Annotated in this window: 14 protein-coding genes; 5 read left to right on the forward strand and 9 right to left on the reverse strand. The window is 67.6% G+C overall.

The window, feature by feature from the left end:
* Nucleotides 1-123 precede the first annotated feature (123 nt).
* Nucleotides 124-2202, reverse strand: a complete 2079-nt coding sequence (locus I4Q42_RS24375) for a 3-hydroxyacyl-CoA dehydrogenase NAD-binding domain-containing protein (protein ID WP_198578699.1) — start codon at nucleotides 2200-2202, stop codon at nucleotides 124-126.
* A gap of 461 nt (nucleotides 2203-2663) precedes the next feature.
* Between I4Q42_RS24375 and I4Q42_RS24380 the strand changes: the two genes are divergently transcribed.
* Nucleotides 2664-3683, forward strand: a complete 1020-nt coding sequence (locus I4Q42_RS24380; protein ID WP_198578700.1) for an adenosine deaminase — start codon at nucleotides 2664-2666, stop codon at nucleotides 3681-3683.
* Between the two features lie 177 nt (nucleotides 3684-3860).
* Here I4Q42_RS24380 and I4Q42_RS24385 read toward each other — a convergent pair whose 3' ends face one another.
* From I4Q42_RS24385 to I4Q42_RS24395, 3 genes are all read right to left on the reverse strand, one after another.
* Nucleotides 3861-5165, reverse strand: a complete 1305-nt coding sequence (locus I4Q42_RS24385; RefSeq protein WP_198578701.1) for a metal-dependent hydrolase family protein — start codon at nucleotides 5163-5165, stop codon at nucleotides 3861-3863.
* Nucleotides 5166-5260: 95 nt separating this feature from the next.
* Complete coding sequence (locus tag I4Q42_RS24390; protein WP_198578702.1) at nucleotides 5261-6490, reverse strand: TetR/AcrR family transcriptional regulator; 1230 nt, start codon at nucleotides 6488-6490, stop codon at nucleotides 5261-5263.
* Nucleotides 6491-6576: 86 nt separating this feature from the next.
* On the reverse strand, nucleotides 6577-8487 hold the full coding sequence (locus tag I4Q42_RS24395) for an ATP-binding protein (RefSeq protein WP_198578703.1): 1911 nt from the start codon (nucleotides 8485-8487) through the stop codon (nucleotides 6577-6579).
* A gap of 128 nt (nucleotides 8488-8615) precedes the next feature.
* Between I4Q42_RS24395 and I4Q42_RS24400 the strand changes: the two genes are divergently transcribed.
* Nucleotides 8616-9842, forward strand: coding sequence for a serine hydrolase domain-containing protein (locus I4Q42_RS24400; protein ID WP_198578704.1), 1227 nt, complete (start codon nucleotides 8616-8618; stop codon nucleotides 9840-9842).
* Between the two features lie 170 nt (nucleotides 9843-10012).
* On the opposite strand, the gene I4Q42_RS24405 is transcribed toward I4Q42_RS24400, so the two are convergent.
* Both I4Q42_RS24405 and I4Q42_RS24410 read right to left on the reverse strand, forming a co-directional pair.
* On the reverse strand, nucleotides 10013-10909 hold the full coding sequence (locus I4Q42_RS24405) for a pirin family protein (protein WP_198578705.1): 897 nt from the start codon (nucleotides 10907-10909) through the stop codon (nucleotides 10013-10015).
* A gap of 79 nt (nucleotides 10910-10988) precedes the next feature.
* Nucleotides 10989-11222, reverse strand: coding sequence for a hypothetical protein (locus I4Q42_RS24410; RefSeq protein ID WP_198578706.1), 234 nt, complete (start codon nucleotides 11220-11222; stop codon nucleotides 10989-10991).
* A gap of 789 nt (nucleotides 11223-12011) precedes the next feature.
* Here I4Q42_RS24410 and I4Q42_RS24415 point away from each other — a divergent pair.
* Nucleotides 12012-12665, forward strand: a complete 654-nt coding sequence (locus I4Q42_RS24415) for a hypothetical protein (RefSeq protein ID WP_198578707.1) — start codon at nucleotides 12012-12014, stop codon at nucleotides 12663-12665.
* Nucleotides 12666-13146: 481 nt separating this feature from the next.
* Here the strand turns inward: I4Q42_RS24415 and I4Q42_RS24420 are convergent, their stop codons facing one another.
* Together I4Q42_RS24420 and uvrB are read right to left on the reverse strand one after the other, a co-directional pair.
* Nucleotides 13147-14421 carry a RelA/SpoT domain-containing protein gene (locus I4Q42_RS24420; RefSeq protein ID WP_198578708.1) on the reverse strand — a complete coding sequence of 425 codons (1275 nt, stop codon included), beginning with the start codon at nucleotides 14419-14421 and terminating at the stop codon, nucleotides 13147-13149.
* A 92-nt stretch (nucleotides 14422-14513) separates the two neighbouring features.
* Complete coding sequence (gene uvrB / locus I4Q42_RS24425; protein ID WP_198578709.1) at nucleotides 14514-16781, reverse strand: excinuclease ABC subunit UvrB; 2268 nt, start codon at nucleotides 16779-16781, stop codon at nucleotides 14514-14516.
* Between the two features lie 211 nt (nucleotides 16782-16992).
* Here uvrB and I4Q42_RS24430 point away from each other — a divergent pair, with 211 nt between their 5' ends.
* Nucleotides 16993-18951 (forward strand): transferrin-binding protein-like solute binding protein, encoded by a 1959-nt coding sequence (locus tag I4Q42_RS24430; protein ID WP_198578710.1) that lies wholly within the window; start codon nucleotides 16993-16995, stop codon nucleotides 18949-18951.
* The gene (locus tag I4Q42_RS24435) at nucleotides 18948-20309 is read left to right on the forward strand and encodes a surface lipoprotein assembly modifier (protein WP_198578711.1); all 1362 of its coding nucleotides are present in this window, start codon (nucleotides 18948-18950) and stop codon (nucleotides 20307-20309) included. Before I4Q42_RS24430 ends, I4Q42_RS24435 begins: the two co-directional genes overlap by 4 nt.
* A gap of 8 nt (nucleotides 20310-20317) precedes the next feature.
* Here I4Q42_RS24435 and I4Q42_RS24440 read toward each other — a convergent pair whose 3' ends face one another.
* Entirely contained in the window at nucleotides 20318-21844 is a 1527-nt protein-coding gene (locus tag I4Q42_RS24440; RefSeq protein ID WP_198578712.1) for a hypothetical protein, read from the reverse strand.
* Between the last annotated feature and the right edge of the window lie 14 nt (nucleotides 21845-21858).

A 21858-nucleotide genomic window follows, 5' to 3' on the forward strand; every position in this document is an offset into this window, starting at 1 on the left:
CCCGCCCCGCCTGTCCCCGGTGTGGCTCGTTTGTCCCGCGTCCCTGCCGGGTCCGCCCCCCGCCGCCCGGGGGCGCGCCGCCCCCCGCCCCCGGCCCCCCCCCCCCCCGCCGCGCAGCGGCGGTCAGGCGTCCTTGAAGCCCTTGCCTTCCGCCACCAACCGCTCCAGCAGGGCCGACGGTTTGAAGTCGTCGCCGTGCAGGGCCTGGAACTCCTTCATCCTGGCCAGGACCTTGTCCAACCCGACGAGTTCGCCCCAGAACATCGGGCCGCCGCGATAGACCGGCCAGCCGTAGCCGTTGATCCAGACGATATCGATGTCCGAGGCGCGGATGGCCTTGCCCTCCTCGAGGATTTTCGCGCCCTCGTTGACCATCGGATAGAGGCAGCGCTCGAGGATCTCCTCGTCGCTGATTTCGCGGCGCTGGATCTGGCGCTGCTCGGCGAAGTCGAGGATCACCTTCTCGACGTCTGCCGAAGGCTTGGCGTTGCGCTTCTCGTCGTAGTCGTAGAAGCCCCTGCCGTTCTTCTGGCCGCGGCGGTCCATCTCGCACAGCACCTCGCGGACGGTGGAGGAACTGGTCTTGGCCGGGTCCCAGCCGATGTCGAGGCCGGCGAGATCGCTCATCGCGAAGGGCCCCATCGGCAGGCCGAAATCGTAGAGCACGCGGTCGACGTCCCAGGGCATGGCGCCTTCGAGGATCAGCTTCTGGGCCTCGCGCTGGCGCTGGGCCAGCATGCGGTTGCCGACGAAGCCGAAGCAGACCCCGACCAGCACCCCGACCTTGCCGATGGTCTTGGACAGCTTCATCGCGGTGGCGACCACGGACTTGTCGGTCTTTTCGCCGCGGACGATCTCCAGCAGGCGCATGACGTTGGCCGGCGAGAAGAAGTGCAGGCCGATGACGTTTTCGGGGCGCTGGGTGCAGGCGGCGATCTCGTCGACGTTCAGGTAGGAGGTGTTGGTGGCCAGGATCGCGCCGGGCTTGGCGATCGTGTCGAGCTTGCCGAAGACGTCCTTCTTGATCTCCATCAGCTCGAACACGGCCTCGATGATCAGGTCGCAGTCGGCCAGGTCCTCCAGGTGCATCGACGGCGTCAGCAGGCCCATGCGCTTTTCGACGTCGTCCTGGGTGAGGCGGCCCTTCTTGGCGGTGTTCTCGTAGTTCTTGCGGATCACGCCGACGCCGCGGTCGAGGTTCTCCTGCTTCATCTCGACGATGGTCACCGGGATGCCGGCGTTGAGGAAGTTCATCGAGATGCCGCCGCCCATGGTGCCGGCCCCGATGACGCCGACCTTCTTGATCGGGAGGGTGGGGGTGTCGTCCGGCACGTCGGGGATCTTGGCGGCCTGGCGTTCGGCGAAGAACACGTAGCGCTGGGCGGCCGACTGGCTGCCGCTCATCAGCTCGACGAACAGCCGGCGCTCTTCCTTCAGCCCCTCGTCGAAGGGCAGGTTCACCGCCGCCTCGATGCACTTGATGTTGTTCTCGGGGGCGAGGAAGCCGCGGAACTTCTTGGCGTTGGCGGCGCGGAACTCGGCGAAGATCTCGGGCTTGCCGCGGGCGGCCTCGACCTTGGCGTTGAGGTCGCGGACCTTGGCCAGGGGCTTGTCTTCGGCCAGCACCACGCGGGCGAAGGCGATGGCCCCGTCGCGCAGGGCGCCTTCCTCGACCAGGCTGTCGAACAGGCCCATGGCCAGGGCCGCTTTCGCCGGCACATGCTGGCCGCTGGTGACCATCTCCAGCGCCTTCTCGACGCCGACGATGCGCGGCAGGCGCTGGGTGCCGCCGGCGCCGGGCAGCAGGCCGATGTTGACTTCCGGCAGGCCGGCCTTGGCCGAAGGCACGGCGACGCGGTAGTGGGCGACCAGCGCCACCTCCAGCCCGCCGCCCAGGGCCGTGCCATGGATCGCGGCGATCACCGGCTTGGGCGAATTTTCGATGGTGTTCTGCACGTCCTGAAGGGACGGGCCGGTCATGGCCTTGCCGAATTCGCTGATGTCGGCGCCGGCGATGAAGGTCTTGCCGTCGCAGATCAGCACGATGGCCTGCACGGCCGGGTCGGCGATCGCCGCCTCGAAGGCGGCCTTCAGGCCTTCGCGGACCTGGGCCGACAGGGCGTTGACCGGCGGGGAGTTCAGCGTGACGACGCCGATGTCGCCTTCGACGGTCAGATCGGTGACGGCGTTGATCGCGGCCATGCGGTTCCACCCTTTGGTTCGTTTGAACGCTTGTTTGACTCAAGCGAGCACGGCGGCGCGTCAGAGTCCAGAGGGGCGCGGACGGCGCCGCTTTTTCGGGCGCCGCGGGTTGACGGCGCGGGCGTCGTACTGGACATTCGAAGGGTTCAGTTTCGGTCGAGAGAGCGCCTGCCGGTGCGGACCGACGTGACGCCACGTCGGCGCGTAAGCCCACGGTCTTCTAGAACAATCGACCAGACTGGGGAGGGAGTTCGCACCAGGATCGGCCGTCCGCCGCCGCTTGCAGGCGTGCGCGACATTCCAAGACCGTTTCAGGCGCGGGCGCGACGCGGTGCATACGACGCGTCGAAACTTTGAGGTGAAGCGCACCTCGGCGCGGGGGCTTCAAGGCTCCCGCGCCGCCTTGTGCGGGCTTGACGTGCGGGCTTGACCCCGGCACGCCGCGAGCCGATGGAATTGCGATGACCGACACCACGCTCGAAGCCTTCGCCCGCGGCCTGCCCAAGGCCGAACTGCACATGCACATCGAGGGCAGCCTCGAACCGGAACTGATGTTCGCCCTGGCCGAACGCAACGGGATCGACCTGCCGTACAAGTCGGTGGAGGAGATCCGCGCCGCCTACGCCTTCTCGAACCTGCAGGACTTCCTGGACATCTACTACCAGGGCGCGGGCGTGCTGATCACGCGGGCCGATTTCAAGGACCTGGCCGTCGCCTATTTCGAGCGCCTGGCGGCGGACGGCGGCGTGCACGCCGAGATCTTCTTCGACCCGCAGACCCACACCGAGCGCGGGATCGCCTTCGAGACGGTGATCGACGGCCTGCTGGACGGCATGGCGGAAGCCGAAAGCCGCTGGGGCGTGACCTCGAAGCTGATCCTCTGCTTCCTGCGCCACCTTCCCGAGGAGAGCGCCTTCGAGACCCTGGAGCTGGCCAAGCCGCATCTCGACAAGATCGCCGGCGTGGGCCTGGACTCCTCGGAGGTCGGCCACCCGCCGGCCAAGTTCGTCCGGGTGTTCAAGGCCGCCCGCGACCTGGGCCTGAAGATCGTCGCCCACGCGGGTGAAGAGGGGCCGCCGGACTATGTCTGGGAGGCCATCGACCTGGTCGGCGTCGACCGCATCGACCACGGCAACCGCGCCCTGGAGGACGAGGCCCTGACGCGGCGCCTGGTCGCCGACGGGACGACCCTGACGGTCTGCCCGCTGTCGAACCTCAAGCTCTGCGTGGTGCCGGACCTCACGGCGCACCCGATGCGGAAGATGCTGGATCTGGGCCTGAAGGCTACGGTCAATTCCGACGACCCGGCCTATTTCGGCGGCTACCTGCTCGACAACTATCTGCAGACGGCCAAGGCCGTGGACCTGACGCGCCAGGACCTGGTGGTGCTGGCCAGGAACAGCTTCACCGGCTCGTTCCTGGACGAGGCCGAGAAGGCGCGGCGGCTGGCGCAGGTGGATGCGTACGTGGCGGGGAACTGACAACTAACTTTTAGTCCCGTCATTCCCGCCCTTGTGGCGGGAACCCCTCTGTCAGCCGCAAGGGCGGATGGGGAGGCGTGCCCGGCACGCCGCTGGCGCTTCACTTGCGAGCGGAGCCAGGGTTTCCCGCCACAAGGGCGGGAATGACGGGAATATCGGGTGTAGGGAGGCGGGCTCCTACCGCGCCAGCACCTCCACCCCGCCGACCTTGTAGACGACCCCGCCCTTCATCACGAAGGCCACCTTGCGCATCAGGCCGATGTCGGCCGTCGGATCGCCGGCGACGGCCACCAGGTCGGCCCAGCTGCCCGGCGCCAGTCGGCCCGCGGAGGGATCGCCGATCAGGTCGCCGGCGGCGCCGGTGGCGGCGGTCAGGGCCTGGGTGGGGGTCAGGCCGCCCTGGACCAGCAGGTCGAACTCCAGGGTGTGGTCGCCTTCGCCCAGGTCGGTGCCGTAGGCGATCTTGACCCCGGCCTTCACGGCCTGGGGGAAGTTCTTCTTTGGGATCAGGTCGTTGGCCAGTTCCTTCTCGGCCGTGCCGGGCGGCAGCAGCTCGGGATGCTTGGACGCCGTCTCGTAGAAGACGTCGTAGACCGTGAGCGTCGGCACCAGGTAGACGCCGCGCTCCTTCATCAGCTTCAGCGCCTCGGGCGTGGCGAACGAGCCGTGCTCGACGGAGTCGATGCCGGCCCTGACCGCCGTCTCGATGGCGGGGGCGGGATAGATGTGGGCGGCGACCTTGAGGCCCAGGCCGTGGGCGGTGCGGACGGCTTCCTCGATCTCGTCCTGGGCCATGGTCTGGTGACGCGGGTCGTCGCCGATCGAGGCGATGCCGCCGGACGGCATCAGCTTGATCACCGTGGCCCCGCGGCGCTTGTGCTCGCGCACCTTCAGCCGGGCCTCCAGCGGCGAGTCGACGAGGCCGTTGTCCCAGCCGGGGTTGGCCAGGGCCGGGTCGATGCCGCTGCGCATGTCGCCATGGCCGGCGGTGGGACCCAGCGGTTCCAGGGCGATCCACAGCCGCGGGCCGGCGATCTTGCCGCCGTCGATGGCGTCGCGGACGGCGGCCGTCTCTGGACCGCCGCCGAGGTCGCGGGCGGCGGTGAAGCCCTGCAGCAGCATCTGGCGGGCGTAGAGCGCCGCGTCGAAGGCGCGGTCGAGGTCGGAATGGGTGACGCCGTACTCGATGGCGTTGGTCTTGCTGGGCAGGGCCGCGCCGATGTGGACGTGGGCGTCGATCAGGCCGGGCAGGACGGTCTGGGTCTTGAGGTCGATGATCTCCGCGCCGGCCGGGGCGGTCCAGCCATCCTCGACGGCGATCACCTTGTCGTCGCGGATGACCACGGTGCTGGGGCCGCGCAGCTTCACGCCGTCGAACAGCTTGCCGGCCTGGACGGCCTTGTCGGCGGCGCAGGCGAGGCTGGGCGCGGCGAGCAGGGCGGCGCTCGCCAGCAGGAGGGCGCGGATCGTGAACTTGGGCATGGACGCTTCCCCGAGAGAACTGGGTCCGGCTTGGCGCGCTACGGGCCGTGCGTACAGGATAATTCGCGCGATGGCGGCCGAAACCGCGCCGCCGCCTAGCGCGCCATCAGCCCCATCAGCAGCGGCCGGGCGAAGAGGCGGGCGGCGTCTTCCCGTGTGACCCCCGGGGCCCAGGCCTGCAGCGAGGCGGCGGCGTTGAGCATCGAGTTGATCATGTGGGCGGCAACCAGCGGATCGACCGGCCGCACCGAGCCGTCGGCTATGCCGTCGGCGATCATGCCGGCGAAGCGGTTGGAGCCGCGGGCGTAGCCGTCGCTCATCTCGTGGCGGATCTCGATCGGCAGGGCGCCCATGGACGAGGCGCGCAGCAGCGGGCCGTGGTCCGACAGCTGGTATTCGACCAGGGCCGCCGTGGCCGCCGACACCGCCGTCCAGCCATCGGCCGGGAGGGAGAGCGCCGAGAGCTGGGCGCGCCGGGTGACGGCGAAGGTGCGCTGGAAGCACTCGACCACCAGGGCGTCCTTGTCCTCGTGGTGGTGGTAGAACGAGCCCTTGGTGACGTTGAGCGCCGCCGAGATGTCCTCGACCGAGGCCCCGCGATAGCCGCGCTGGTTGATCAGGCGTGTGGCGGCGACGAGGAAGGTCTCGCGCCAGTCCTGGCCCTCGTCGGCGACCGGCGTCGGGTCGGGCAGGGCGGGGGGCGTCCAGTCGCGGCCGGCGGCGGCGATGCCGCCCACGAGGATGTCGTACATCCGCTCGCGCACCCGCTCGTAGTCGTCCAGGTCGAAGCGGCGCAGCCAGGCGCCGGTCCAGAAGACCTGTTCCAGCAGGAGGTGGGCGCGGGCGTTGCGCTCGGCCTTGTCGAGATGGGCGAAGGTCTCGCCGTCGAAGAAGCCGCGCACCCGGCGGAAGATGTCGGCGAAGGCGGCCTGCACCGAGGCGCGCATCGGCTCCTTCAGCGCCCGGATCTCGGTGAAGCTGGCCAGGGGCGCGGCCTGGCCGGCGCGGACCTGGCGCGAGAGGTCGAGATAGAGGGTCAGGAACTTGCGGATGCGGCCGGCCGTGTCGGGCTGGGCCGCGGCCTCGTCGATCATGGCGTCCAGCCGTTCCAGCCCGCGGATGAAGCAGGCGGCGGCCAGGTCGTCCTTCTTGCGGTAGTAGTAGGTGACGCTGGTGGTGATCAGCCCGACCTTGGCGGCGACGTCGGCGAGGGTCATGCCCTTGACGCCCTGGCGGTTCAGCACCGCCGTCGCGGCCGCCAGAATGGCTTCCTTCTTCTGCGCGTAGCGCGCCGTCGCGGCGGTGACGGTGTGGCCGTCGTCCATCTTCACGCCCCCTGCAACGCCGCATGCCGGCGCTGGACTCTCGGGTCCAATCTAGGCCTGGAACGAGGCCGCAGAAAGGCTTTCGTTCACGAGGTCTCCAAGGTGCGAGCGGGAAGCGCCTCGGCGACCGCGCGGACCAGGGCGGCGGGCGACAGCGGCTTGGCCACCGCGCCGTTCATCCCGGCCTCGACATAGGCCGCCTGCTGGTGGGCCATGGCGTTGGCGGTCATGGCCAGGATCGGCGCGGCGCCGGCCCGGCCGGGCAGCTTGCGGATGGCGCGGGTGGCCTCGACGCCGTCCATCACCGGCATCTGGATGTCCATGAAGATCAGGTCGTAGCCGAGGCGGGCGGCGGCGATGCCGGCCTCGCCGTCCTCGGCCGTGGCGACGCGGGCGCCGAGGGCTTCGAGCATGCGGGTGGCGATCAGGCGATTGACGGCGTTGTCCTCGACCAGCAGCACGTCGAGCCCGGCCAGCAGCGGGGCGTCCGGCTCGGCGGAGGCCGGCGCCTGGGCCTCGGCCGCCTCGGCCAGGATCTCCAGCCAGAAGGTCGAGCCCTGGCCCGGACGGCTGGAAAAGCCGATGTCGCCGCCCATCATCCGGGCCAGGCGGCGGGTGATCGACAGGCCCAGGCCCGCGCCGCCGAAGCGGCGGGTGGTCGAGCCGTCGGCCTGGCTGAAGCGCTCGAACAGGTGCTCGGCCGCCTCGGGGGCGATGCCGACGCCGGTGTCCTCGATCTCGAAGCGCAGGCGCTGGCCGTCCGGACCGTGCGCGATGGAGAGGCGGGCGGTGACGCCGCCCTCCAGGGTGAATTTCACGGCGTTGCCGATCAGGTTGAACAGCGCCTGGCGCAGGCGGACCGGGTCGGTGGCGACCCAGGCCTGGCCGACGGCGGGGGCCTCGACCCGCAGGTGCAGGCCCTTCTGCTCGGCCTGGGGCTCCAGCAGGTCGGCGACGCTGCGCAGCAGGGCCGACGGGTCGAGCGCCTCGGGGCTCAGCTCCAGTTTGCCGGCCTCGATCTTGGAGAAGTCGATGATGTCGTTGAGCAGCTCCGACAGCATGGCCCCGCAGCCCAGGGCCTCGGCCAGCAGGCGGCGGCCGTCGTCGGACAGCGGCTCGTGCTTGAGCAGGTGCAGGACGCCCAGCACGCCGTTCATCGGGGTGCGGATCTCGTGGCTCATATTGGCCAGGAACTGGGCCTTGACCGCGGCGGCCTCCAGCGCCGCGTCGCGGGCGCCCAGCAGCTCGGTGACGTCCTGGCTGATGCCGATGACGTCGTGCAGCTCGCCGGCGGCGGCGCGCACGCCGCGCCAGTCGGTGCGGATCCAGATCCACTGGCCGGTGGCCGCGTCGATGTTGCGATAGACGACCTGGACGTGCTCGCCGGTCTCCTGGGTGCGCCGGAAGGCGTCGGTCATGGCCTGGCGGTCGTCGGGATGGATGGCGGCGACCATCTCGATGCCCGACACCTGGCGCACGCCGCCCATCGGCCGGGCCTGGGTCGTGATGTCCTGCTCGAAGGTGTAGAGGCCCGTGCGGGTCTCGAAGCGCCAGACATAGACGCCGGCCGCGGTGCGCAGCGACTCGTTGGCCCGCTCGGCCTGCTGGCGGCGCTGGCGGCGCAGGCGCTCCTCGGTGATGTCCTGGTAGGCGACGAGGATCGTCTGGTCGGTCAGGACCTTGGACCGCGCCCGCACCCACAGCCAGCCGCCGCCCTTGCGGGCCAGGCGGTGCTCGGACTCGACCTGGCCCTCGGCCCGCAGGGTCTGGCCGGTGGTCTTCAGCACCTCGGTGTCGTGCAGGTGCAGGAAGTCCATAACGTGGCGGCCCAGGGTCTCCTCCTCGGGCCAGCCGAGCATGCGGGTCCAGGCGGGATTGACGCGGACGATGGCGCGGTCGCGCAGCACGGCGAAGATGTCGAGGCCGTTCTCGAAAAACCAGTCGGCCGCGGCCCTGGCGATGCTTGGACCGGTCTCTGCGTCCGGGCCCTTGCTCATCGCGCTCCCCTCGTCTTCAATCGACCAACGCCGGATACGGCAAAGGTTGCGTTGCCCTTACCGCCTATTCGATCCGCGACAAGAAAGCGACCGCGACGCAAGGTCGCGCCAATGTGGGGAAAACGCCAGTGAGTACGCCTGAATCCGTCGGCCTTTCGTCGGGGCGCCTCAAACGCATCGACGCCTTCCTGCAGGACAAGTACGTCGGCCCGGGCCTGCTGCCGGGCGTGCAGCTGCAGGTCTGGCGGCGCGGGCAGCTGGCCCACGAGACCGTGCTGGGCCTGGCCGACCGCGAGCGCAATGCGCCGCTGAAGGCCGACAGCCTCTACCGCATCTATTCGATGACCAAGCCGATCACCTCGATCGCCTTCATGATGCTGGTCGAGGAGGGCCGCGTCGCCCTTGAGGACCCGGTGCACCGGTTCATCCCTGCGTTCAAGGACCTGGGCGTGTTCGCGGCCGGCAGCCTGGGCATGTTCCAGACCAAGCCGACGACCGAGCCGATGCGGATGATCGACCTGCTGCGCCACACGGCCGGCTTCACCTACGGCTTCCAGCAGCGGGGCAATATCGACGCGGCCTATCGCAAGCTGCATCTGGACGACCTGCCGGGCCCGCGCGACCTGGACGGCTTCATCGCCGAGCTGGCCAAGCTGCCCCTGGAGTTCAGCCCCGGCGAGGCCTGGAACTATTCGGTCTGCACCGACGTGCTCGGCTATCTGGTGCAGGTGATCTCCGGCCAGCCGTTCGACGTCTTCCTCAAGGAGCGGATCCTCACGCCGCTGAAGATGGCCGACACCGGCTTCTTCGTGCCCGAGGCCGACCATGGGCGGCTGGCCGCCTGCTACAGCCTCGATCCGAAGGGCCGGGTGGTGCTGCAGGACGATCCGGCCGCCAGCCCGTTCCTCAAGGACCCGCTGTTCAAGTCGGGCGGCGGGGGGCTCGTTTCCACCGCCTCGGACTACATGCGCTTCTGCCGGATGATCCTGAACGGCGGCCAGCTGGACGGCGCCCGCATCGTCAGCCCCAAGACCCTGAAGGCGATGATGCTCAATCACCTGCCGGGCGGGAAGGAGCTTACCGAGCTGTCGCGTTCGCTGTTCAGCGAGAGCGTGTTCGAGGGCCTGGGCTTCGGCCTCGGCTTCGCCGTCTCGATCGACCTGGCCCGCACCCGCACGATCGGCAGCGAGGGCGAGGCCTATTGGGGCGGCATGGCCTCGACCGCCTTCTGGGTGGATCCGCTGGAGGACCTGGCGGTGGTGTTCATGACCCAGCTGATGCCGTCCAGCGTCTATCCCATCCGGCGGGAGTTGCGGACGCTGGTCTACGCGGCGTTCGAGGAGGCGGCCGCCTAAGACGTCCTTCTCCCCTTGCGGGAGAAGGTGGCGCCGACAGGCGACGGATGAGGGGTCTCTCAGACCCTTCAGCCGCCGCATCCAGTCGTTCCGCCTGTCGCAATGGACAGGATTATCGACCCCTCATCCGTCAGCTTCGCTGACACCTTCTCCCGCAAGGGGAGAAGGATTCAGGACATCGGCGGCGCGGGCGGCGCGGGGTCCTCCGGCAGCGGAATGAACTCCCCATTGTCCAGATCCGGCAGTTTCATCCGCCCCGCGCGCCAGTCGGCCTTGGCCTGGTCGATGCGCTCCTTGCTGGTCGAGACGAAGTTCCATTCGATGAAGCGCGGGCCGATCGGCTCGCCGCCCAGCAGCATGACCACCGAGGGCTCCAGGGCCTCGAAGACCACGGTCTCGCCGGGGGCGAAGACGGCCATCTGGGCGGTTTCCAGCACGCGGCCGGCGACCTCGACCCGGCCGCTGGAGACATAGGCCGCGCGCTCGGGATATTCGGCCGGCAGGACCGCCTTGGCCCCGGCCGCCAGCTCCCAGTGGACGTAGAACAGCGGCGAATAGACCGGCACCTTCGACTTGGCGCCGAAGGCCTCGCCGGCGATCAGCCGCGCCTTCATCCCGCCGCCCTCGTAGAAGGGCAGATCCTCGCCGCCGGCGTGGTGGGTGAAGCTCGGGGCGATCTCCTCCAGCTCGGTCGGCAGGGCGATCCAGGCCTGCATGCCGTCCATCAGCCCGCCGTCGTGGCGCAGGGTCTCGAAGCGCTCGGAATGGGTGATGCCCGAACCGGCGGTCATCCAGTTGACCTCGCCGGGCAGGATCTCGATGTCGGAGCCGACGCTGTCCTTGTGGGTGATGGCGCCGTCGAACAGGTAGGTCAGGGTCGACAGGCCGATATGGGGGTGGGGCCGCACGTCGACGCTCTTGGGAAAGCCCGGCTGGAAGCTCGCCGGCCCCATGTGGTCGAGGAACACGAACGGCCCGACCATCCGATGCTTGGCGAACGGCAGCACCCGCCCGACCTCGAAACCGCCGATGTCGCGGCGGCGGGCGTCGATGACGAGGTCGATCATGGGGTCTCCGTGTCGGTCCGGGGGAAGCGGTTGCGCGGCCGGAGGGTCACACGATCGGGGGCGCGTCGTCTTGTTGAAGTTAGCCGTCGGCGTAGGTCGTCTTCCACAGCTCGGCCAGCGACCGCAGCGCCTCGCCGGGCGTGTCCGTCTGGGACCGCGCGTGCTCGATCCGCAACGCCGAGAGGGTGGCCTGGAGGCGTTCATCGAGCCGGCGCTTGGCCTCGACGATAGCGGGAGAGAGACCGGGCGCGGGCGCGATGCCGCGCTTGCGGTGCTGGCGGACGGGGAGGGGATTGCGGCGCTTGTGCTTCATGATGATCTCCTTCCTTCTCCCCTTGCGGGAGAAGGTGTCGGCGGAGCCGACGGATGAGGGGTTTCTCAGACTTCGGACGCTTTGCCCGGCCTGACCGCCGCACGCGGTTGTGAGGTCCGTGAGACCCCTCACCCGACCTCGCTCCGCGAGGCCACCCTCTCCCGCAAGGGGAGAGGGAATGGGTGGGCGATCTCACGCGGAAAACCGCTGAGGGGATGGAGAGGGCGCGGGGCGTCCGGACCGCGTCCGGAGCGTGTGTGTTGGTTACCGTTTCGACGAAGCCTTGACGCCCCGCGCGATCGTTTGACCTCAGGCCGGGACGCGCGGGCCTTTTCCGCCCTGTGTCCCTTCCACCGCGCAGGCTCCCCCGTTCTTGCGGCCAGGAGGCGCGTATGGCGCGAACCCTCGGGCGGGCGGGAGCCCATGACAGGCAAGCCCCCGATAGGCGGGTTTACGTCCCCCGCCCTCCGTTCAAGCCCCGCCGGCCCGGCTCACGCCGCTCCAGGAGGCCCCGCTCGATCGCATCACCGTCGCACGCTTCGGGCCGGATCCTTGCGCCCTCTCCCTGCGACGGGACGAGAGGTATTATGCGGCCGGTTTGGAAGGGGCGGATGGAAAACGCTGATAATTTTCTAGGGCGTTGATTGGGTTGGGGTTTATGGGGCGGCGGACGGGGATTGGGGGCGCCACCTTTCCGACTTTTACTCCCGTAAGAATCGAGTCAACCTGTGGATGAATCGCAAAAAGAGAGAATCGCGATAGCCTCTGAAACGAGATCAGAGGTGCGTCATGCCGACTTTTGGTTTTTCCGCGTTCCTGAAAATGCTGTCCTTGAGCCCGCGTCGGCAAAGGACCGAAATGCGCAATCGCTTGCTGCCAAGCGACAGCGCCTATGATTTTCATCGCGCTTTTCGCCGCTTTGCTCGCCGGTATTTGGCTGGAGGTGAGCCGATTGGCTCTCTTCTGCGTGAGGCGAGTGAGATTACGAACCCTGCGGAGGGGCGGTCTGCAATTGCCGCACTTGAGTATCTAGAGGACTGGCGAAGCGACCACCCAGGTCGGGTCAGCCCGATCGCTGCGCGCGTCTACAGCGATCCTGAGGGCAGGTATAAGGTTCGATATGAGCCTGATTTCGGCATCGACATTGATGGCGTTCTTGTCGCCGTGCACATTTGGAACACTAAGCTTCCAGCCTTGGAAGCCAGGATGACCTATGCCGCCCTCACTCTCATGGCGGAGTTGTATGCGGACGAGCCGGGAGATGTCCCGGACCTAGCTGTCCTCTCAGTGCCAGGTAATCGCCTCTATCGATTGAGCGACGTGCCTGACCAGAGTGTACTGGCAGCGAATGTTGCGTCTGGATTCTCGCGATTGATTGAAGATGTCCGAAGGGAGCTTTGGCCTCCCAGCCAGCCCGGAGAGGATAGGCCGGATCGGAGATAGAGTTGATTTGCTTTGAGCCTATTAAATATCAGCAAGTATTTTGGAGATGATCGTGGCGCGAGTGAAAATCGAATAAGTTGTGGATCATCTGAGTTCTGAAATGCGACGCGCACTTGAGGATGCCGTGAGGGAGTGTGTTCCCGGTGCAGACGTTGACGCTCACCAACTCTTCCGCGCGTTCAAGCGGGCCGTAGGGCGCAAGTGTTCGACTTGGGAGAGCGTGCCAGATCATTACGTTGAGAGGGGCTAGCTCGTCTCTGCTGGTGGCCAGAAGCGATATGAACGTAGTTGTACGGCGCTTCGGGCCGCATTCTTGCGCAATCTCCATGCGAAGGGATGAGGGTGAGGGTCTGCACGAGAGAAAGTGGCGGGCGAAAATGCTAATAATTCTGTACGGCGTTCACTGGGCTGGGCTTGGGTATCGTGGCCGACAGGGGGCTCCACTTGATAATATTGGTGTGGAGCGGGCGACGTTTGATCGTCAAAGATAGGCTTCGATATCCGATTTTCGCTTGATGTTTAGTGATATGGGGGATTGGTAGTCTTTCATGTTGATTAATCCTAAATCGCGAAGTGTTTTCAATGATGCATCGAACGTAACCACCTTCTTCGCGAAATGGTTTTTCAATGTATCTATGGAGACGGTGTTTCGCCCCCAATAATTTCTAACTTGTAGTACGGAAAGTATCTGCCTTGAGCCAACGTCAATATCCATTCTCGTTTTGAGTCCAGATATTGATTGATCCAAATTCTCTAATATGTTGTCGAATTTTTCTATCCCAAAATAGTGGCTATGCGTCTGCCTAATCGTCGATATGTCGGATGATCCGATAAGGACAACTTCAAAATTTTCGTCAGCCGGGAATTGTTGTTCGTAGCTTACATACTTTTGAGTGGCCTCTTCTGCATTTCTGCTCACGGACGCCCAGGTGACAAATTCGCCTGTTTTCCAGTCGAATACGATGATCCAGTTGTCAATATCTCCTGATCCGCCTTCCACGGATTTTAGTGTTCTGATAACGTCCTCATTTACGTAACTATCAAATATCCGATGTTTATCGGATGCGTAAATTATATTTTGTGCCTCCTCTCTTTGTCGATCGAGTGACACTTTATTCCTTGCGTCAGGGTCTCTTCCGCTCTCAATTTCGTAGAAAATATCTGATAGAGACTTAAAATATCCTATAACTTTAGGGTGCCCATCTTGCTCTTTTAGGTGATGGCCATAAATTATAGAGCTTCTTTCTATGGACTCTGCCCAGTAGTGCTGAACTCTGCTTCTTATTTGAAGCTCCAGGGTCTTTTTATCTCTTTCTAGAATGAGATGAGCTCCTCGATATCCAGTCTCATCTCGTCCTTTCTCTCTGTAATCTGTTACCCTTTTAAGGGTGAATGCGGCTCCTGAATTTATTTGTTCAGATATAAAATCTATAAGCTTGTCAACGTCGTTATTTTTATCAACGATAATGCGACTTCCGCCAATATCTTGTAGTTGCGTTAATCTAACGCTTAATCTTTTCAATTTCCGTAAAATTTGAGGCTTTCGCTTTAATCTCTGGGCAAGATAATATTTAGTGCCATAGTCCTGTAACCACATTTGTATTTCGTGCGTAGTCTTTGATAGTGGGTCTAGGTGTGATGCTCTATACTGATCGAAATTGTACTCAAACTCGATCAATTCCTCGGTAAGGTCGCCGCCCTCAGACAGCATCTTTCCTGCTCGATCAATTCTACTTTTGGAAAGTGCTGTTGCCATTGAAGAGGTCCATTCGGCGCAGTGGTCGGCTCCCGCATTAGTGGAGCTTAGCTGCTTGGCAAAGTCGAGCCTTGAAATAGCTCCATCGCCCCCTACCGCCGCGCCTTCCGAAACGCCTCCGCCTGCTCCGCCCGGTGTTCCGCCCGCACCCGCTTGGGCGCTGACTTGTCCACCGTCTCCCCGGCCCCGGTCAGGACCTCGTTGGCGAATTCCAGGTCGAGGAGCTTCATGCGCTTGATCTCGTCGCGCAGGCGGGCGGCGGTTTCGAATTCGAGGTTGGCGGCGGCTTCGCGCATCTTGGCTTCGAGGTCGCGCAGGGCGGACTTGAAGTTGTCGCCGCTGAACGGCTTCTCGCCGCCGGCCCCGTCGCTGACGCCCATCGGCACCAGGACCCGGTCGCCGCGCTCGTAGGGGCTGTTGAGGATGTCCTTGATGTCGCGCTTGACGCTCTCGGGCGTGATGCCGTGCTCGATATTGTAGGCGTTCTGCTTCTCGCGGCGGCGGGCGGTCTCGGCCATGGCCCGCTCCATGCTGCCGGTGATCCGGTCGGCATAGAGGATGACCTTGCCGTCGACGTTGCGGGCGGCGCGGCCGATGGTCTGGATCAGCGAGGTCTCCGAGCGCAGGAAGCCTTCCTTGTCGGCGTCGAGGATGGCGACGAAGCCGCACTCGGGAATGTCCAGGCCCTCGCGCAGCAGGTTGATGCCGACCAGCACGTCGATATTGCCCATCCGCAGCTCGCGGATGATCTCGATGCGCTCCAGGGTGTCGATGTCGGAGTGCATGTAGCGGACCTTGATGCCCTGCTCGTTCAGATACTCCGAGAGGTCCTCGGCCATCTTCTTGGTCAGGACGGTGACCAGGGTGCGGTAGCCCTTGGCGATGGTCTGGCGGATCTCGTCGACGACGTCGTCGACCTGGGAGGCGCCGTCCTTGGCCACCGGGCGGATCTCGACCGGCGGGTCGATCAGGCCGGTGGGGCGGATGACCTGCTCGGCGAAGACGCCGCCGGCCCGCTCCAGCTCCCAGTCGGCCGGGGTGGCCGAGACGTGCACCGACTGCGGGCGCATGGCGTCCCACTCCTCGAACTTGAGGGGGCGGTTATCCAGGGCGGACGGCAGGCGGAAGCCGAACTCGGCCAGGGTCCATTTGCGGTTGCGGTCGCCCTTGTACATGGCGCCGATCTGCGGAACCGTCTGGTGGCTCTCGTCGGTGAAGAGGAGGGCGTTGTCGGGGATGTATTCGAAGAAGGTCGGCGGCGGCTCGCCGGGCCGGCGGCCCGACAGGTAGCGGCTGTAGTTCTCGATGCCGGCGCAGGAGCCGGTGGTCTCGATCATCTCCAGGTCGAAGGTGGTGCGCTGCTCCAGGCGCTGGGCCTCCAGCAGCTTGCCGTTGGCGGTCAGCCAGTCGAGGCGCTCCTTGAGCTCCTTCTTGATCTCGATCATGGCCTGGCGAAGGGTCGGGCGCGGGGTGACGTGGTGGCTGTTGGCGTAGACCTTGATGGTCTCCAGGTCGGACGTCTTCTTGCCGGTCAGCGGGTCGAACTCGGCGATGGCCTCGACCTCGTCGCCGAACATGGTGACGCGCCAGGCGCGGTCCTCGTAGTGGGCGGGGAAGATCTCCAGTGTGTCGCCGCGGCGGCGGAAGGTCCCGCGCTCGAAGGCGGCGTCGTTGCGCTTGTACTGCTGGGCCACGAGGTCGGCCATCAGCTGCTTCTCGTCGACCCGGTCGCCCACCGTCAGGGTGAAGGTCATGGCGGTGTAGGTCTCGACCGAGCCGATGCCGTAGATGCACGACACCGAGGCCACGACGATGACGTCGTCGCGCTCGAGGATCGCCCGCGTGGCCGAGTGGCGCATGCGGTCGATCTGCTCGTTGATGGAGCTGTCCTTCTCGATATAGGTGTCGGTGCGCGGGACGTAGGCTTCGGGCTGGTAGTAGTCGTAGTAGCTGACGAAATACTCGACCGCATTCTCCGGGAAGAACGACTTCATCTCGCTGTAGAGCTGGGCGGCGAGGGTCTTGTTGGGGGCCAGGATCAGCGCCGGGCGCTGGGTGGCCTCGATGACCTTGGCCATGGTGAAGGTCTTGCCCGAGCCGGTGACGCCGAGCAGCACCTGGTCCTGGTCGTTGTTCTCGATGCCCTCGACCAGCTCCTTGATGGCGGTCGGCTGGTCGCCGGCCGGCTCGTAGGACGACACCAGCTTGAAGGTCTTGCCGCCTTCCGACTTCTCGGGCCGGGCCGGGCGGTGGGGCGTCCACAGCATCGGCATGTCGCCGTGCGGGCCCTCGTGCAGAGGCGCGTCGAGCACGAAGGGCGTCGAGGCGTCGGAGACGCCGGGGGGCTGGCTGCTGGGCATGGCCCAAATCTAGGGGCGCGGAGGCCTCAAGGCCAGGGGGCCTGCTGACAGACGCTGTCAGCAGACTGGCGGCAGGTGGCGGGAGGGCGTGCTCGCGCGGGACGGGGTTTTGTGACGCTACTGTCGCAAAAAGCAACTTGCGGTAACAAAACTTATGGACGTAAATCGCCGCAGCTTCAGTGTGGGGATTTGCGTCATGGGTCATAGGGGCATGGTGTCGCTCGCCGTCCTGGGGATGGCGAGCCTGGTGGCGGCCTGCGGCGGCGGTGGCGGTGGCGGCGGACCGTCGACCGGCGTGACCACCCCGACTCCTCCGCCGCCGACGGTGACCCCGACCCCGCCGGCCCCCGTGCCGGTCAACGGCATGCCGGTCTCCGACTGCGCGGCGCGGCCGACGGCCCTGTCGTGCGGGGCGCGGACGGCCGTGGCGCTGCTGGGCGGCTTCGTGCGGCGCGACACCTCGCCGGTGGCCGGGGCGGCGCCGACCTACCAGCTGAGCGCGACGGCGGTGTCGGGCAATGGCGCGAGCTTCTCGTCGGGCGACCCGACGGTCGGCGGCGACGAGACCATCACCCTGAACGCCGCGACCTCCTCGGCCACCCTGAAGAGCTTCGGCCCGACCTTCGTCGGCGGCTCGGACGCCCTGGGCGGCTACACCCAGCGCGACCTGGGCAACGGCCAGCGGCTGCGGATCTACAACCTGAACCAGGGCTCGACCCCGTCGCTGGACTATGTGCTGCTGACGCGCTTCGACGGCCTGTGGGAGGGCACGGACGGCGTGGGCGGGGCGAAGATCTCGGCTCCGATCGTGCTGTACGGGGCGTTCGGCCAGACCGCGAGCCTGAGCCGCGGGACCTATCGCGGCACGGCCAGCTACGCCGGCCAGACGCGCGGCCTGGTGATCAGCGGCGGGACGGATCTCGACACCCGCAGCGACCTGGCCGTCAACCTGAACCTGGAGACCGGCTACCTGTCGGGGCGGACCAGCAACTTCCAGGTGCTGGGGAGCAACGGCGTGGTCGCCGCCCCGGCCCAGCCGCTGGATTTCGTGTTTACCGCCACCCTGGCCGGCTGGAGCGGCGGGACGGCGGCGTCGACCTTCAGCGGCGTGGCGCGCGGCGCCCCGGGCACGGACTCCACCCTGCGCGGCATGGTCGAGGGGGCGTTCTACGGCGCGGCCGGCGGCCAGGCCGAGGAGATCGCCTTCGCCTACAACCTGGGCAGCAACCTCGACTCCTCCAGCGCCACGACCCGGATCATCGGCGTCGGCGGCGCCGGCCTGACGGCGGCGATGGCGACCAGCCTGCCGGCCGAGGCCAGCTGCGCTACCGCGCCGGGCCAGATCGCCTGCGCGACCAGCGCCCTGACCCTGTCGGGGGCCTCGACCTCGACGACGGCGTCGAGCTCCACCGCCACCGACCGCCGGATCGACGCGGCGGGCAGCGCGATCTCGGTGACCTTCACGCCGGGCGACCCGACGACCACCACCGACGACCGCTACACCGTGCGCTATGGACCGAGCGGCTACGAGAGCACCTACCAGGGCCTCTCGACCGTCAATGACGGCCTGAGTTCGTATCGTCGCGCCGTGCAGACGGTCGGCGGGCGGGGCGAGGCCCTCTATCTGATGGACATCAACAACGTCTTCGCCAGCAGCCTGGACTACGTGCAACTGGTGTCGTTCGAGCGCGACCTGGGGACCAGCGCGCAGCTGGCCTTCCTCAACGTCGGCGCGCAGACGGCGGCCTCGTCGATGCCGACCACGGGCACGGGCAAGTTCGAGGGCGAGACGCGCGGCACGCTGTTCCTGGGTCAGGGCTCGGGGCTCTACACCACGGCCAGCGACATCGAGATGACCGCCAACTTCGCCACCGGCGCGGTGAGCGGCTCGACCTTCAACTTCCGCACCCGCGACCAGAGCGGCAATCTCAACACCCTGGCCAACAATCCCGACTTCACCTTCAGCGCCTCGATCGCCTCGGGAACCTCGACCTTCTCGGGCTCAGCCACGCAGTCGGGCTTCGGCGGCGGCGCCCAGCCGATGACCGGCACGGTGCAGGGCGGGTTCTACGGTCCCGGCGCGGCCGAGGCGGGTCTGGCCTACAGCCTGCAGTCCTCCAGCGGAAACGCCTGGATGCAGGGCGCGGCGGTGCTGGGCCGCAAGCCTTGAGGCGCGGCGGCCGGACGGCTTTCGCCGTCCTGGCCGGGGTGCTGGCGGCGACGATCGTGACGGGCGGCGCCTGGGCGCAGGCCCCGTCGCAAGCCTCGGCGGGCGCGGCCGACTCCGGTCCGGTGGCGCTGAGCGGCGACCAGGCCTTCGCCACGGCCTTGAAGCTGATGATCCGCTCGGGCGAGCACGCCCAGGCCCTGGCGCTGATCGACACCCGGCCCGACCTGGCCGACCGCGCCGACGTGGTGCGGCTGCGCGCCCAGCTGCTGGCCCTGACCGGTCGCGAGGCCGAGGGGCTGGCCCTGCTGGAGAGCCGGCTGACGCGGGTGTCGGACGACGCTCTGGCCCGCTTCCAGGTCGGCGAGCTGCATTTCGCGGCCGGCCGCGACGCCGCCGCGACCCTGGCCTATCGCCTGGCCCTGGCCGGCCGGCTGGACCCGGTGCGCCGGCGCGTGGCCGAGCAGCGGCTGACGACCTTGCAGGACCGCCGTCGCTGGCGCTTCTGGGCCGGCGGCTCGATCGCGCCGGACAGCAACGTCAACGGCGCCACCGACGCCTCGCGCATCGAGATCTTCGGCCTGCCGTTCGAGCTGGACGAGGAGGCGCGGCGACGCGGCGGGGTGACGGTCTCGGCGCAGGGCGGGGTGGAGCGGCGCTTCGCCTTCGAGCCGGGCACGGCGGTGCGGGCTAGCCTGTCGGGCGCCACCACCCGGGCGCTGGGCGGCGATTTCGACGACACCTTCCTGCAGGCGCGGGCCGGACCGGAATGGACGCTGTCGCGCCGCGCGCAGGTCACGGCCCAGGCCTCGGTCAGCGGCCGCTGGTTCGGCGGCGAACTGCTGGAGGTCGGCCAGGGCCTGCGGATCGAGGCCGAGACCGCCCCGGCCGCGCCGGTGCGCTGGCTGGGGGCGCTGCGGATTGACCATATCGACGCCCGGATCAACAACGGCCGCGACGGCATGGCCTATGGGCTGGAGGCCGCGCGCACCCGCTTTACCGGGCCCAGCAGCCTGTGGCGGCTGAGCGGTTCGGCGGTGGTGCGCCAGGCCAGCGCGCCGACCGAGGGCTTCCACCAGCAGCAGCTGGCGATCGGCCGGCTGAACCCGCTGCCGTGGTCGGTGCTGGCCTATGTCGAGGCCTACGGCCTGAACCGCCGATATGACGGGGTCGCGGCCGCCTTCGGCGAGCGTCGGGTCGACAGCGAGTACGGGGTCAGCGCCAGGCTTTCGAAGCGCGACTGGACCGTGCGCGGCGCCTTCCCGTTCCTGGCCGTGTCGGTGGCCCGCAACCGCTCCAGTTTGGCGCTGAACAGCTTCGAGCGCCGGCGGATGGAGCTGGGCTTCACCCGCGAGTTCTGAGGCGGTCGTCAGGCGCCGTAGTCGCCGCCCAGGTCGACGGCGAGTGACCGGCCGACCTTGGCCAGGGCCGCCTGGACCTCGGGACGGGTCTTCAGGGCGCTCTGGCGGCGCAGGAAGGCCGGGCGCATCGCCTCGGCCGCCTTGGCGGCGGGCGAGGGGGCGCCATGGCGGAACCAGGCGAGCGCGCCGCCGCGCAGGGTCGGGTCCTGCAGCCAGCGGACCAGAACGGCGGCCGCCTCGTCGTCCTGTTCGAGGCAGGCCAGGCCCTGGAGCGCAGCGCTCGGGTTGTCCCGCCAGTTCGACCGGAGCCCGGCCAGTTCGGCCTCGGCCTCCGGTCGCCGATCGAGCTGGGCCAGGGCGCACAGCTTGCTGCTGGCGACGACCATGCGGCCGTAGGCCGTGCCGTAGCCGGGCGGGACCTTCTCGATCGCCTCCAGGGCCTGGGCCGGATGTCCCAGGGTCAGCTGCAGGGCGGCGCGGTTGACGTTCTGGCTGATCTTGTCCTGTCCGTCGGCTCCGGCGGCCAGCGCCCCGTCGGCCGGAGCGGTCTCGCCGAGAGCGCTCAGGACGTTGGCGTAGGCGTAGAGCACCCAGGCCTTCTGGTCCTCCAGGTCGTCGAAGGCGTCCTTGCGCTTCATGCGGGCCACGTAGTCGGCTCCGACGGCGCGGGCCTCGTCGTAGCGCTGGAGATTGTTCAGGGCCTTGATGCGCTCGACGACCAGTTCGAGGCGGCGCGGCTCGCGGCGGATGCGCTCGTCGATCCCGGCCAGGCGGGTGGTTTCGAGGGCGCGCCAGTCGAAACGGCCGGCCGCCGCCATCTCCGGCCACAGCGGCTCGAAGCGCCGGTCCTGGTAGACGGCCATCAGGGTCGGCAGCTGGGTGGCGCGGGACAGGACAGCGGCGGCGCGGGTCATGTCGCCGGCCTCGGCGGCGAAGGTCGCCTCCTGCAGGGCCCAGCCGTTGTCGACGGCCTGGTGGGCGTCTTCGGTGGTCCAGGGCGCGCGGCGCAGGACGGAGACGAAGGCGGCGCTGGCGGCCCGGTCAGCGGTCAGGCCCGACAGGCCCCAGTCGAACAGCTTCGGCGGCGCCTGGGCGAGCCTCTCCGGCGTGGTCTCGAGCACGATCTGGGCGTTGGCCGCCATGTCGGCGGGCGCGTTGCGGCGGCTGGCGTCGATCATCAGGGCCAGCGCCGCCTGGCTGCGAACCTCCGGACGCGTGGCCACGCCGAGCAGGCGCCGGGCCGTCGCCGCGATGGCGGGACGGTCGTCGGCGCGCTGGAGGCAGCCGAACTGGGCGAACAGCAGGGTCTCGCGCTGGTCGGCCGCGAGGCGGTCGAAGTCGGGATCGCCGGTCACGCTCGCCAGGTTCGCGGCCAGATCGCCGTCGCAGGCGCCGAGCCGGGCGCCGTCCAGGGCGGCCAGCAGGGGCTGGCTGCGCGCCCGCAGCGCGGCTTCGTCGGCCCGGGCCGTGCTGGCCGCCAGGCTCGTGGCGAGTCCTGCGGCCAACATCGCCGCCCGGATCAAAACGCGTTTCATGCAAGGTCCCCACT

The sequence above is a fragment of the Caulobacter hibisci genome (assembly GCF_016135805.1).
Taxonomy (GTDB): Bacteria; Pseudomonadota; Alphaproteobacteria; order Caulobacterales; family Caulobacteraceae; genus Caulobacter; species Caulobacter hibisci.

What these genes read in the sequence shown, in the direction of transcription:
- I4Q42_RS24375 (WP_198578699.1), bottom strand. Translation starts at nt 2,202, where the DNA reads ATGGCCGCGATCAACGCCGTCACCGATCTGACCGTCGAAGGCGACATC.
- I4Q42_RS24380 (WP_198578700.1), top strand. Translation starts at nt 2,664, where the DNA reads ATGACCGACACCACGCTCGAAGCCTTCGCCCGCGGCCTGCCCAAGGCC.
- I4Q42_RS24385 (WP_198578701.1), bottom strand. Translation starts at nt 5,165, where the DNA reads ATGCCCAAGTTCACGATCCGCGCCCTCCTGCTGGCGAGCGCCGCCCTG.
- I4Q42_RS24390 (WP_198578702.1), bottom strand. Translation starts at nt 6,490, where the DNA reads ATGGACGACGGCCACACCGTCACCGCCGCGACGGCGCGCTACGCGCAG.
- I4Q42_RS24395 (WP_198578703.1), bottom strand. Translation starts at nt 8,487, where the DNA reads ATGAGCAAGGGCCCGGACGCAGAGACCGGTCCAAGCATCGCCAGGGCC.
- I4Q42_RS24405 (WP_198578705.1), bottom strand. Translation starts at nt 10,909, where the DNA reads ATGATCGACCTCGTCATCGACGCCCGCCGCCGCGACATCGGCGGTTTC.
- I4Q42_RS24410 (WP_198578706.1), bottom strand. Translation starts at nt 11,222, where the DNA reads ATGAAGCACAAGCGCCGCAATCCCCTCCCCGTCCGCCAGCACCGCAAG.
- I4Q42_RS24415 (WP_198578707.1), top strand. Translation starts at nt 12,012, where the DNA reads ATGCCGACTTTTGGTTTTTCCGCGTTCCTGAAAATGCTGTCCTTGAGC.
- I4Q42_RS24420 (WP_198578708.1), bottom strand. Translation starts at nt 14,421, where the DNA reads ATGGCAACAGCACTTTCCAAAAGTAGAATTGATCGAGCAGGAAAGATG.
- uvrB (WP_198578709.1), bottom strand. Translation starts at nt 16,781, where the DNA reads ATGCCCAGCAGCCAGCCCCCCGGCGTCTCCGACGCCTCGACGCCCTTC.
- I4Q42_RS24430 (WP_198578710.1), top strand. Translation starts at nt 16,993, where the DNA reads ATGGTGTCGCTCGCCGTCCTGGGGATGGCGAGCCTGGTGGCGGCCTGC.
- I4Q42_RS24440 (WP_198578712.1), bottom strand. Translation starts at nt 21,844, where the DNA reads ATGAAACGCGTTTTGATCCGGGCGGCGATGTTGGCCGCAGGACTCGCC.